This is a genomic window from Colwellia psychrerythraea 34H (assembly GCF_000012325.1).
In the GTDB taxonomy this organism is placed as follows: Bacteria; Pseudomonadota; Gammaproteobacteria; order Enterobacterales; family Alteromonadaceae; genus Colwellia; species Colwellia psychrerythraea_A.
This window is the reverse complement of the sequence record NC_003910.7, coordinates 756533-770457: the sequence shown is the minus strand read 5'-3', so window position 1 is coordinate 770457 and position 13925 is coordinate 756533. Positions and strand designations below refer to the sequence as shown.

The window sequence follows — 13925 nt, the reverse complement described above, 5'->3', positions numbered from 1 at the left end:
CGCAAAATGGTTCTGAGTCAATCATTTTATGAATATATATACGACATATTTGAATATATACAACAATAAAAGTGATTTGAAACGATTGAAAACTATTACTATTTACGCTAAATGGCAGCTACATTTAGTAGTACACTCACACACACGCACTTGAATGTTTGAATAAAACGCCAGAAACATCGCATAAAGAACCAAAAGCCACACCTATTGTAAAATAAAAAAAACACCCATTACACTAGGGTTAGAGTAATAATCACTGTTTTACTCGACATATTATCTACGAATAAAATAGTACTAAGTCTATTGAGTTACTTACCGCTAGGGATAGAGTGAAAAGACAGAAACGAAAGTCATCGATTGAGAGAATAGTTATTCAAATAATATATAATCAGGATAATTGACTCTGCAAAATCTAATAAAGTCACTCTCTATAGCATTAGCATGCTCTAAGAAGCTAAATTAGCCCTTAAAATGACTTTATAACCCCATTAGTGCAATTACTCTTATTAGTCTTGTTAAATGTGAATTAGAGCGTATTACCTAATAATGATTAATTTAGTTCAGTTGAGTCGAAGAACTTGCCTTTTCCTACCTTAAACTTTACTTAGCATTTATATCAGCTTTGATTTACTAACATTGGCTAGGGCCTTTAGTCCTTCCTATAGTGATTTGGTAGTTTAATATGAAACCTAATTGCCAATGCACGTAGAATAAAGGCAATAAAAAAACCTCCAATCAAATCGTAATTAGCCGGTAGGCTTAAGGTATTGAGCCAAAGGTACATAACTGAACCCGCCACAGTTGTGGTGATATAAAGCTCTTCGTTCATCAGTGTAAGGTTGCTACCACTAAGTACATCTCGTGCGATACCACCAAAGCTAGCTGTCATTACTCCCATACAAATGGCGATCAAAGGGGAGGTACCAAACTCTAGCGCAATCTCAGTGCCAACCACGGCAAATAATGCAATACCAACCGCATCCATCCAGATCAATGCGCGTGTTATAGAAGCCAATTTTGGTGCGATAAAATAGGTTATTGCTGTAGAAACCAAACAGACGATGATCCATATCGGCTCTCGTATCCAGAATACGGGGACATTACCCAGCAACAAATCGCGAAGTGTACCACCACCGAGACCGGTAGCTGTACCAATCAGCATGAACCCAAGAATATCCATTTTCTGGCGAGCGGCATCAAGTGCCCCCGATATTGCAAAGACTGCCACTGCAGACAATCCCATAATATTCACTACATCGGTAATTTCAAATAACACAGCAGCACTCTCATAACTTTCATAACTTTCATCTTATACCAAACGGATTAATTAGACTTTACCCAACCCTCTTATTTTCTTCAATCGCAAAAGTTAAAACCAGCTAATAAATCTTATTAGTTGTCACTTTATAACGCCAATATGACAAGAATCAGTTAAATATGCTCTATCCCCTTGCTATCTTGATTAAATCACACGTTTTTATAGCTCACAGCAAAATTACAAAACTAGACTGTAATGACCATGAGTACGGCAATGGTACCTGTATATTTACCCGTGATGGAGAAGCAGCGCGTTATTTCTCAGATAATATTCAGGTAGGTATGGTTGGCATTAATTTTCCACTGCCTGTGCCCGTTGCTTATCATAATTTCGGTGGCTGGAAGCGCTCATTATTTGGTGACTTACATGCCTACGGCCCTGATGGTGTTCGTTTTTACACCAAACGTAAAACCATCACTCAACGCTGGCCTTCAAGTGGCGTGCGTGAAGGCGCAAGTTTTGCGTTTGCTTAGTTAACTACCTTGAACAAAATCAGTGCGGCTTAGTTAAAATTAAGTCGCACTTTCGTCCCTCCCCTTTCCTTTCTTTGTTTTCTTTTATTTCCCTAAGCTCACTCATTATTTACAAACAGTAAAACGTCACTAACAAATATGGTTACTTTTTCGTGGTTATTTAGTCGTTTTGTAGTGCTAAAAATTCACTGACTGCTTTTAGGTTTTTAATTTTGCTATAAATAGCATAAAGTTATCCACTATCATTCTTTCTGGATTTAATAACTTGTGAAAACTCCATCGGCATTTATTATTGGCGCAGCTAAAAAACAAGATGAGGTAGGTAGTCTTGATCAGGTTTTACTACTCGAATCACAATTACTTCAACGTGGTATTACGCCTAAACATTTAGTGATAGAACCTTTAGAGGCTGATTGGCATAGCCCTGAGAAAGAACATCACTTTAGAAGTGGTTGCGCTCCAATTGAAGCCTTGGCTGAAGCAAAAAGATTAATAGAAAATGGTGAAGCTGCTGTAGTAATTAGTGGTGAAGATCATATCAGAACGGGTTATAGCCGAGAAAATCGGTTAAGTAAAATGGCTGTTTATGGACAAAGTTATCCATTAACACAAGCTTATACCGACTTAGCGCGTGCTTTTAGTGACAACCACACCATTACAGAACAACAATTTAAAGAATTCTCTAGTGCACTGTTTGAAAATTATCAAATCAGTTTTCGTAACGCTTTGTCTGATACTTTTACCCCAGAATTATTGCCCGATTTACGTTGGCATAAACCGATCACAGATTTATTTAGAGGGGTTGATTGTGCTAATCCTATGGTAGATTTTTCAGGTCGATTATTATTGACTCGTGCAGATATCGCCGAGCAGTTGGGCGTTGATAAAAGCCAATGGTTGAAGGTCAAAGCCGTAGGGTTGAGCCGCCTTGATGGCGATGGGCGAGAGTTCTTAACCGACATTTCTCGATATGAACACTTACAGCAAGCTTATCAACAAGCCTGTAGTGAAGCTAATATCGACTTTGTGCAGTTGTTTAAAGGTGGTGATGCCTTATTAGAAACTTATACTTGTTACCCTGTTGTTCCAATGGCTTTTTTATTAGTCAGTGGTTTGGTTGAAGTCTTAGAAGATATTCCAGACTTTCTTGCTGAACATAGTATTACCATAACAGGTGGTATGAATTTGGCCAAAGCCGCCTGGAATAATCCGGCGCTTAATGCACTAGTGCTAATGCATCATCGATTATGTGATGGCCCAGAAAAACTTGGTTTAATACATGGAAATGGCGGCTTAGGTTATCGACAAGGAGTCGCGATTGTAGAGCGTGTTGACGTTTAATAGGTTGATAACGTTTAAACTGAACTGCATATTAACTCTATTATTCTCATGGTTTATACCCGTTACCATTCAAAGTGCAGAATATCAGTGGGAATTAAAATGACTTTAGGCAAAGAAAATTATTTAAGCATAGTCATTCTATGGTTTGATTATTTAACGCCGTATAAAGTCATTTTAAACCCATCGAAGAAGCGCTTGAGCTACATCACTTCATCGTTACTGTGATTTATAAGGGAATGACTTCAAGCAATACAGCGTTATAGTCATGATATAACCATTGCCCTAATTTACTTCCCCCTTAATTTTCCAAATATATTTTTTACTTGCTTCAAAAGATAGTTAAAAGTATTTTTTGAAGTAGCCATCAATTCCGTATTTTTCACTTTATCTTCAACAGCTAATTTCAGACTGTATTATAAAGGCTACAAATACCCCAATAGCAAAATTCTTTAATAAAGTGCTAGATAAACTCATCAGCTTGATGTTAATAAAGTGTTACTATAAATTACATTAAGTGGTTATTTAAAGGAAGGAGTAACTTAAAATAATAATAAAGAATAAACACCAAATAGGAAGAGCAATTGCAAAGACCAATTAGACAATTACCCTTAGCTTTAGCTTTAGTGTGCCTTGTTACCTTTATTCCTTACCCTTTTGTTGCCAACTGGCTAACAATGCATTTTGAAAGCGCATTAAATTTTGCTCTATTCACTTTACAAATTATTAGCAGTATATTTTTATTTTTTTGTTTTAAAAAAAACACCTCACGCTCATTCAAACTGTTTTGGCAATATCTGCTTTTAGCTGCACTCGCGATCGTCGCAAGTAAATTATTAAATAGTACACCTGCCAGTGTCAGCCAGCAGTTGTATCAAGACTTTGCTTCGCTCTTTGTTTATTTCTTTATTTTATTGGCAATAGAAACCAACCCTCACTTAAGTGATGTCCCGCTTAATAAATATATTGGAGGTAGAGTTCCGGCTATATTTTTCACGCTGATTTGTTTTTGTTATTTTATTTTATTACCTGCCGAATTTTCGGGAAAGATATACCAAACAGCTAAACCGTCCTTGTTATTTCACCTAGTAATAAATAGCCTTATTATCGCCAGATTAATACAGTGTTTAGTGAGTGTTAAAGACAATTTCTGGCGTTATAGCTTTGCACTACTTTCTGGGAGTGCTGTTTTTTTGCTGATAGGAAATATCAGTGCCTTTATTGATAAGGATTCAGTCTTCATTAGCACCAACAGCTATTCTCTTCAGCTTATTGCTTTGCTGCCCTATTTCTTACTTATACTCGCCGCAAACATCACCTTAAAAGTAAGTAAATTACCTATCGCGATAGAAAAAGAACCTCATCCAGAACACTATATTTTACTGCTTATGCTTATACCAACCGCAGCTCATTTATATGGCTATGAGCACAAGTTGTTTTATAGTGTTAATAGCAATCTGCAATCTATTACCCTGCTTTTTTGGTTATTTGTTGGCGCCACTTTACTATCAGGTATTGCAATCACTCATCGCAGCCAAACTAAAAAGCTTAAGCAAAATTTACTTTCAGAAAAAAACCAACACCAGCAACTTAATAGTCTAAATAATGACTTAACCGATTCGCTGATTAACAGTGAAGATAAAGCGATAGTCAACGCTTCAAATAATGCCATATTAACAACTTCAATTACTGGTGAAATATTATCGGCTAACCCCGCAGCAGTACAAATGTTTCAAAGCCTAGAGCAAGAATTAAAAGGTATATCGGTGAGTCGCTTATTTGCAGAAAAAGACGAAATGCACTTCTTTTTTGACTTTCAAAGCAATGTCTATTCATTGCAGCGTAAAGCTTTAGGCATATCGGTGGAGTGTCTTTCGCTACGTTCAGATGGTACAGAGTTTCCAGCACAAGCAGAGTTACAGTGGGCTGATCGCGCTAAACAACCACTTATTGTCATAACTTTCATTAATTTATCCGCAAGAAAGCATGCTGAAAGACAAACTTTAGAATTAAAAGACAAATTCATCGCTAACATTTCACATGAGTTTAGAACACCACTCACCATTATTAATGGCATTATCGATAGGTATATAACCAAAACAACCAATGAATTAGAAAGTGAAGAATTAACCACTGCTAAGCGTAATGGCCTTCGATTAGTACGTATGGTTGAGCAACTGTTAGAGCTTTCACGTTTAAGTGACAATCCACAACTATCGCTGAGTACTTATCGATTACAAACCCTAATGATGATGCCTGTTGATTCATTTTCTCGTATGGCATCACAAAATAACTTAAGCTTTACGAGCAATATTCCTGACGACTTGTGGTTAGACTGTGATGGCCAAGCTTTTGAAAAAATCATCTTTAACTTGCTTGCTAATGCGATAAAGTACACCCCTAACGGAGGCTCTGTACAAGTAAATGCTTATGTCGAGCAAGACACTATTATTTTAAACGTTATCGACTCAGGTATAGGTATCAACAAAGACTCTCTTGATAAAATATTTGGACGTTTTCAACGAGCTGACGATGTAAAGAACCAAGCAACTTTTGGGGTAGGTATAGGTTTGTCTTTAGTTAGTGAACTCGTAAAAGCCCACGGATGGCGTATCAGCTTAGTGAGCGAGCATGGCCACGGCAGTAAATTCAGCCTTTCAATACCGTTAGCACCCGCAAATGAGGTAGAGGCAGAAATATCGATGAGTATCTCAGAGAATGAGGTGACTTCATTACTCACAGAACAGCGTTGTGTAGCGAATATTGAGAGCAATCATTCACAGAAAGTCGTTTTAGTGATAGAAGATAATCTGGATATGCAAAGTCATATAAAACAAGTCATTGAACAACAACATCACTGCATTCTTGCCGGCAGTGGTGAGCTTGGCCTGCAATTAGCACAAGAATATATCCCTGACCTCATTGTCTGCGATTTAATGTTAACCGGTATTGATGGATTTGAAGTGTTAACACAGTTAAAGCAAGATGAAATGACCGCGCATATTCCGGTAATATTACTCACCGCAAGATCTGATCTTGAAAGTAGGTTACAAGGCCTGAACCTAAATGCTGATGAGTATTTAAGTAAACCTTTCAATCAACATGAACTGTTAACGAGAATTCAAAATTTAATTACGAATAGGCAGCAGCTACAAAAACGCTATTTACAAAAATTTAATGAAGAGCGAAAAGCAGAGCGAAAAAGTACCAGCCAACAAAATGTCGCAAACTTAACGCAAGAGACCGTTGAGCAAATCAGTCTGGAAGATAAGTTTTTACATAAACTTGAAGCGCTGATCGCTAAACATTACACAGAGCCAGAGCTTGATATCTCATTACTTGCCAAAGAACTCGCCATGAGTGAAAGACAATTACAGCGAAAAATTAAAGTGATACTAGGCACTACGCCTAATAACTTCATCAAAGAATTTCGTTTGAAAAAGGCACAAGCATTACTAACCAGTGGTGCACAAATTGGGCGTATAGCTTTAGATGTAGGCTTCTCATCACAAACCTATTTTGGCCGTTGTTTTAAAGAAAGTTATCATTGCACGCCCAAACAATACCAACAAAAAATGGCACAACAAAACTCAACTCCCGATTGTTAACTTATAGCAGCAACTAACCCTGCTTTAATTTGACTAATTTACTTAATTCGCCAACATCTTGTTGCTGAATAACATCTAAATAGTTAAACGGCTGCACCTTAGGTGCATAAAGCCCCAGCCAATTCATGTTATTATCTCGAGCAACCTTTAAGGCATGTTCAGCAATAACACTCACTTGATCCCATGATAGCGCCATAGGTTGTTCAAAATTAAACGGGTAAAAAGAATAAGCCACATTTGATTTAATGCCATGGCCCAATACTTGTGCAAAACGATCCGTTAAGCGAGTTACCAACTCACGGGTGTTATCATCTTTTTCATAACCGATAATAACAAAGGTGTCATCAGCCCACCGAATAACCAAATCTTCATTATTTCGACTATATAGTAGTAGGTCAGTAAGGTTAACCAATTGGCTATTAGTTACTTGCTCTATATTCTCAAGTTTTATCATGACAAGGTATAAGCGTGGTAATAGGCTGCGCTGTACGGGCAGAATATTTTCATGAATTTGAGACATCAGTTGGCTAGCTTGTTCGATATAAATATCTAAATAACGACGGCTTTTAACGCCTGTCACTTTATCTACCGTTGCCGCATTCTCTAACTGTTTATTTGCCTGTTCAAGCTCAACATTCTTCAAATGAAATTCTTGTGTTTTATCTCTTACTTGCTGCTTTAAATTAGCTTTTTGTTGCTGTTCAATAAGTAACTTTCGGTTTAAAAAACGCGAATAAGTTAACAGTAATAAGGCAATCAATGCGGCATAAAGCACATACGCCCACCAAGTATTCCACGGGGCTGGTTTAACTACAATATCAAGGGATAATCCTGGTTCACTCCACATATTATCGTTATTAGCAGCAATCACCTGTAGCTGGTAGCTACCTGCCGGTAAATTGGTATAAGTGGCTCGTCGTGACTTACCGGCATCTATCCATTCTTGGTCAAACCCTAATAAGCGGTATTTATAACGTGTTGACTCTGGAGCTGCGTAATTTAATCCGACATATTCGAATGAGATCAGTTGTTCACTGTAGTCAAATTCCAATTGGGTTAATTTTGATAATGAGCTTCCTAAGGGCATCGGCTCATTCAATTTTAAAATACTTGTTAATCGAACTTCGGGTGAAAAAATACTGGTATTTATTTTTTCAGGATTGATACTATTCATTCCTTTACCTGCACCAAAGTATAATGTGTTATCCATCGAGCGAAATACAGCAGAGTGAGTGTACTCGAGATCAACTAGGCCATGAGTCAGGTTGAAATGCTTAAAGCTTTTATCACCCAATGAATAACGAGATATACCTTTATTGGTGCTAAACCAAATATCATCATAAGCATCTTGAGTGATGCCGTATACTGTCAAACTTTTCATACCGTCTTTAGTATCAAGGTGAGTAAATGAAAAGTTGTTATTCTGACGATTTTCACGGCTTAATATGCTAAAGCCTGAAGATTGAGTACCAAACCAAAGGTTTTTATTATTGTCTAACAGCATGATCCATGAAAAATCATCAGAAATACTATTAAGGTTATTTTCCTCATGACTAAAGTGTTTAAACGTTCTCTTCATAGGGTCAAAACGACTTATCCCACCACCAAAAGTAGCCAACCATATAAAGCCTTGGTCATCCTCTAACAATTGTACAACATGATTACTGCCAGGCCCTTTTTCTCTATTTAACTTGTTTTTTATAAACCGTTTAAAAGTACCATCTTTATTTAATAAATTAAGTCCTTGATGGAAAGTAGATACCCAAAGGTTGCCATTCCTATCTTTAATAATATCCGTAATACTATTTGCCGAAATAGAATTATTGTTTTCAGCATCATGACTATATGAAATAACTTTCTTCGTTGTTAAATTTATTGAAAACAATCCTGAAGCTCGCGTCCCCACCCATAAAGTGTTTTCATCGGCAAACATAGTCATAATTCTATATTCTGAAAACGAAGCGTTAAAGTCGGCAGTTGAAATTGAATTATCATATTGCGACAACCGATAAATTCCAGCGCTATAGGTACTAAAATATATATTTTCTTTATCGAACTGAGCAAAACTAGTGATATTGTGATTTTTTAAAACAGGATCCGTTTGAGTACTATATTGTCGAAAAGTCGCTAGGTTAGGATCCCAACGATTAACTCCAGAAAAAGTACCTATCCACATCACCTTATGATTATCTTCAAAAAAAGTGAGAACAAAATCATTACTTATACTGTATGGATTATTCGGAGAGTAATTATATCGACTGAAATGATTGGTTTTGTAATTATAAATAGATAAACCATTATCTGTGGCAATCCAAATGTTTTGTTCTGAATCCTGAAAAATGTTACTTATTGCATTACTGCTAATCGTTGACTGATCATCAACATTAAGTTGAAAGTGAATAAATTGCTCTGTACTAGGAGTATACTTCAGCAAACCGCTATCAACTGTGCCGATCCAAACATTTTCATTAATATCTAAGTGCAAACTACTGACAAATTTGTTTACATAAGTCGCACTATTTTGATCACCGTACTTTATGGATTTAATAAAATGTCCTTGTAAATCAAATACCGAAATACCCCCGCCATTTGTACCAACCCAAATTTCTTGATTGCGGGTCTCAATAATTGAAAGTACAGCATTATGCGTAAGGCTATTAGGATTACCTAGCTCTTGAAATATTTGCTGAGTTGACCACTTTTCGTCATGAGATCTGAGAATATTTAAGCCATTTTCGGTAGCAACCCAAATTTTACCTTCACTATCCTCAAATAGTGCATTCACAGAATTATTAGTTAACGTTGCATTTTTTGTTTTAGTGGTAAAATGTAAAAAGTCTTGAGTTGTTTCTCTATATAAATTCAAGCCCCCACCGAAAGTTCCCACCCAAATACGTTGTTGTTTATCAATAAGAATACGACTGATTACATTAGAGCTAAGTGAACTAGGCCGAGAGCTATCATGCTGAAAACTTAGGGTTTGGTGGCCATCAAATCGGTCTAGCCCCTCAGATGAACCAAACCACATAAAACCATCTTTATCTTGGACAATTGTTCTGACAAAGTTATAGGACATTGGGTTGTCAATACCAAAGTTTTTAAACAATTTGACTTCTTGTGCAAAAACACTGAAATGAAGACTAATAAGAAATAACAAAAGAAGAATATTTTTCACAAAACAGCTCTTATAAATTGATGATATTTAGAAGTTTACAGCATGAAATAAAAAAGCCACTGCTTTTACAGTGGCTTAGAGTTGGTCAAGCTATTGTTGCTCAACCCAATTATTAACATTAATGTTGGTAGTACTATCCGCTATACCCATCCTCCAAATGATGGTATCTGACTCAACATTCATTCTCCAAATTATCGTGTTAGTTTCGACATTCATTCGCCAAATTATGGTATCTGTTGATGCTGTATTTTTCCAGTCTAGCGCATCTTCAGCAAAATTCATTCGCCAAATTATAGTATCACCACCAAGGTTACTATCATCTAACTTCCACACATATTCATCGCCTAAACCTTCAACATAAAAATTTCCATCCTCATTGATATTAGAAGGTCCAAAGAAATGTTCATTTCCCTCTAAGTCTTGAGCAATATCTAATGCTTGATTCGCACATGCTGATGCAGTACTTGTTAATGCATCAGCGACATTCACTAGGCCTGAACCCTGTTGGAAAACACTATAAGCAAGTTCACCGTTATTATTAAATGCTGCATGAGCACTGTCCATTAAGCGACACTTAACTTGATCTGGAGTTAATGCTGGATCTTGCGTTAACATCAATGCCACAACACCAGACACTACACCAGCTGCTTGAGAAGTGCCTGACATTTCAAAATAACGTCCGCCATCATGAAACTCTGGGTGTTCTTGAACGATTTGAGAATCATAAGCCATTAAACCTGATAAATGCCCACCTGGTGCGACAATTTCTGGTTTAACAAAACCTTCAAAAGTAGGTCCTGCCGCACTAAAAGTCGCTAACTTGTCGTCGTTTGGATCTGATTCTGTAAAATTATCCGTCATCGCTCCTACCGTAATGATATAAGGCACATTACCTGGAACACCAATGGTCATGGGATCAGGACCACTGTTACCAGCAGAAGCCACGACAACAATGCCTGCTTGCCATGCTTTCATTACCGCTTGGTTTAAAGGATCTTCCCAATAATAAGAACGAGCAGGCCCACTGAACGACATATTCAAAACTCTTAAGTTAATCTGATCCTTAACTTGAAGTGCCCATTCAATACCACGAATAACGTCTGCATAGGTTGCCTTGCCTTCAGCATCAAAAGCTTTAATACCCACTAATGACGCATTAGGAGCAACACCATAGACCTTACCGTAAACATCATAGTCTGCATTCCCTGCAATACTAGCAACATGAGTACCATGGCCACTTTCTTCATTACTATAATTACTGAGGTTATTATTTATCGCGTCATACGTTCCCCAGAACTTATCTCGCCCATATAAATCAGTAGATAAGCCTAGCCCGTTTGAGGTCCCTTCTAACTGATCTAATCCGGTATCCAAAAAGCCTATGGTTACTCCGTCGCCAAAATTGCGGGCGGCATGGGCAGGAGAAGCATCAATCAGGTCATTAACAACTGATTTAGGCTGCCATTTACGTTTCCCCCAGGCTTTACCGCCTGACAATTCTACGCTATGGTTTTTAGTGACCGTAATAGTCAGACTTTGCTGTAAATGAGATAACTGAGATTGATTCAAATCAACCGCTACAGCATTAATAATGGCAAGTTCATGTGAAGGTACTAGGTTAAGTGCTTGGACCTTTTCTTTTAACAATAAGTAATCGGCTGAGCTGATAATATAAGACTGAGTTTTATTATTAGCTGTGCTATTTAATAATAAACTGATAAGCCAAATTGATAAGCCAATAACGCCTAACAATGAGAATGGTTTGATTAATTGTTTTACTGAGTTGTTCGACATTTTAATTCCCCTATGCCCAATACATCTTTCAAAATATCAACATATTTTGAAAGCATTAGGGTGTTTTTGTTTATATCTTGTCGTATCTATTTTTACTTAAGATCTAATTGTTAAAAATAAGTTACAAAAAATCACATCGCTACAAAACATAGACTAAACATACCCTAACCACAATGACTTTTATTTCTAGCGTGATAAATATTAAAAGTTAATGTCGCTTAAACGAAAATATCCAGCCCCATAAATGAGCTGGATATTAAGTACTTGAAAGAAGAATATCAAGTACTTAAGTTGGTTCAAATTAGAAGTTTACCGTTACTTCACTTGAACAATTATCACTACCTTGGTCACATACTTTATACGTAAATGAGCCAGAAGCTCTAAAGCTATCTCTAAAAGAGCCATCGTTTGCTGTTGTAGTTCTTAAAGAACCGTCACGATAAATATCAACACTTGATGCTGAAGCACCACTCCAGTTTAGATCCACGTAGTTCTTACCTTTAGCACGACCAGTCGTTGTATCCAAAGTAATATCACCCGCTGGAGGAGGTGTTACACCACCGCCACAACCGTTAGCCGTTAAGTAGTCACTCGCTGCTTTAGCTTTAACGATACCGCTACCAAAGTTAACATCATGACCTATAGCACCACTATCTTGCGCTGTTGCTTTAAGTGCATCACGGATCTCAGTACCCGTACATTCATTATGGTTAGACCAGATAAGCGCAGCCATTCCTGATACTGCAGGCGTTGCCATAGAAGTACCACTCATGAAACCGTAATCACTTGTACCAATAGTTAGAATGGCAGTTGTAGCAGCTAACAGATCCGCCCTGTCTTCAAATGTTGCACCTACTGCTGGGATAGTCGTCGCATTAGTATCGCCTAATGTGCCATAAAGCATGCCGGCTTCATTATTGATAAGAATTGCACCAATACCACCTGAGTTTTCACAATTTTCAACTTTATCGTGGAACGAAATAACGCCTCGGTCAATTACACAGATGTTGCCATTAGCGCCAGAATCTGTCGCTTCAGCGGTACCCATGTAATAAGTATTACCTATAGCATTACCCGGATTTTCCATAGAAGAGCTGGCAAAATCAACGCCATTGGCAGACATTGATGCGCTAGTAGCCATACCCGCAGGGTAAGTAGATAAAGTATCAACACCACCAGCAGTTACTTCTACACAAATAGTTTCATCAGTCGTTGTTGTTTGTCTTTTACCTTTACCACTGGTTACAGAGCAACTAGGGTATTGTGAAAAATCGGCGATGTTATTGTTATTATCGTTTGCGCCAACCATCATTACTGATGAATAACCAGCTGGGAATGAACGTACATCATTACCATCGTTACCTGCAGCAGCAACCACTAAACCTCCCGCAGCAGTAAATGCTTTAAAAGCATTTTCTTCAGTGCTATTTGCACCACCACCGCCTAGACTCATACTGATAATATTAGCGCCAGCTGCTGAACACTTATCAGCAGCATACGCTAAATCTGAAGAGTAACCCCAACCGTCAGTATTGAATACTTTAATAATATGCATATCTACGCCAGGTGCCATACCAACAACACCTACGTTATTATCAGCAGCACCAATTGTTCCGGCAACGTGTGTACCGTGTGGGCCACCATTTTCATCCCAGTTACCTGTTCCTGAGTCATTATCACCCGTGATATTATTCCATTCGAAATCTTGATTAGAGCGATCTAAACCAGAATCGATGATACAAACCTTCATTCCAGCGCTGGCATTAAAGGCTACTTGATCGGCTTGTGATTGCACTACAGCATACGGAGTTAGCTGCTCAGTCATCGCATTACCCACATCGTCACTATAAAGTGATAAAGGCATACGACGTTGATCTTCTTCGACCATTTGAATATGTGGATTATTTAGTAAACCTTTAACATCAGCTAAATTTTTTCCTGAAAATGCTGCAGCAATAAAACCATTACCATCAACTTTAAGATCAGCACCTAGTTTCTTCGCTAAAGCTTTTACAACACCTTTTTTACTGTTGTCTACTTTAATAATGTATCTGTCGTCAGCTGCTTGAGCTGAGAATGCAGCGGTAACTGCTAAGGTAAGAACTGAGGTTGTAAACTTAGAAATTTTCATATGTACTCCACTATTGCTTTAATTTTATTAAGTCGTCTTATTATGTAGATTAACTTATTGATTAATTGCTTAGATGAACGGTCCGTTC

General features: G+C 37.5%; 6 protein-coding genes and 1 pseudogene. 3 read left to right on the top strand and 4 right to left on the bottom strand.

Annotated elements, in window-relative coordinates:
* Positions 1-649: 649 nt before the first annotated feature.
* On the bottom strand, positions 650-1243 hold the full coding sequence (locus CPS_RS03390; RefSeq protein WP_011041609.1) for a trimeric intracellular cation channel family protein: 594 nt from the start codon (positions 1241-1243) through the stop codon (positions 650-652).
* Between the two features lie 269 nt (positions 1244-1512).
* On the opposite strand from CPS_RS03390, the pseudogene CPS_RS03385 reads away from it, so the two are divergent.
* The 3 genes and pseudogenes from CPS_RS03385 to CPS_RS03375 form a co-directional block, all read left to right on the top strand.
* Positions 1513-1791: pseudogene (locus CPS_RS03385) on the top strand (aldehyde dehydrogenase family protein); the annotation flags it as partial.
* A gap of 267 nt (positions 1792-2058) precedes the next feature.
* Positions 2059-3132, top strand: a complete 1074-nt coding sequence (locus CPS_RS03380; RefSeq protein WP_011041607.1) for a hypothetical protein — start codon at positions 2059-2061, stop codon at positions 3130-3132.
* Positions 3133-3713: 581 nt separating this feature from the next.
* Positions 3714-6737, top strand: a complete 3024-nt coding sequence (locus CPS_RS03375; protein ID WP_138140230.1) for an ATP-binding protein — start codon at positions 3714-3716, stop codon at positions 6735-6737.
* A gap of 13 nt (positions 6738-6750) precedes the next feature.
* Here the strand turns inward: CPS_RS03375 and CPS_RS03370 are convergent, their stop codons facing one another.
* The 3 genes from CPS_RS03370 to CPS_RS03360 form a co-directional block, all read right to left on the bottom strand.
* Positions 6751-9912, bottom strand: a complete 3162-nt coding sequence (locus CPS_RS03370) for a two-component regulator propeller domain-containing protein (protein WP_011041604.1) — start codon at positions 9910-9912, stop codon at positions 6751-6753.
* A 90-nt stretch (positions 9913-10002) separates the two neighbouring features.
* Positions 10003-11706: a S8 family peptidase gene (locus tag CPS_RS03365; protein ID WP_011041603.1), complete on the bottom strand. Its 1704-nt coding sequence runs from the start codon at positions 11704-11706 to the stop codon at positions 10003-10005.
* 301 nt (positions 11707-12007) lie between these two features.
* The gene (locus tag CPS_RS03360; RefSeq protein WP_011041602.1) at positions 12008-13837 is read right to left on the bottom strand and encodes a S8 family serine peptidase; all 1830 of its coding nucleotides are present in this window, start codon (positions 13835-13837) and stop codon (positions 12008-12010) included.
* Between the last annotated feature and the right edge of the window lie 88 nt (positions 13838-13925).

What these genes read in the sequence shown, in the direction of transcription:
- CPS_RS03390 (WP_011041609.1), bottom strand. Translation starts at nt 1,243, where the DNA reads ATGGGATTGTCTGCAGTGGCAGTCTTTGCAATATCGGGGGCACTTGAT.
- CPS_RS03365 (WP_011041603.1), bottom strand. Translation starts at nt 11,706, where the DNA reads ATGTCGAACAACTCAGTAAAACAATTAATCAAACCATTCTCATTGTTA.
- CPS_RS03360 (WP_011041602.1), bottom strand. Translation starts at nt 13,837, where the DNA reads ATGAAAATTTCTAAGTTTACAACCTCAGTTCTTACCTTAGCAGTTACC.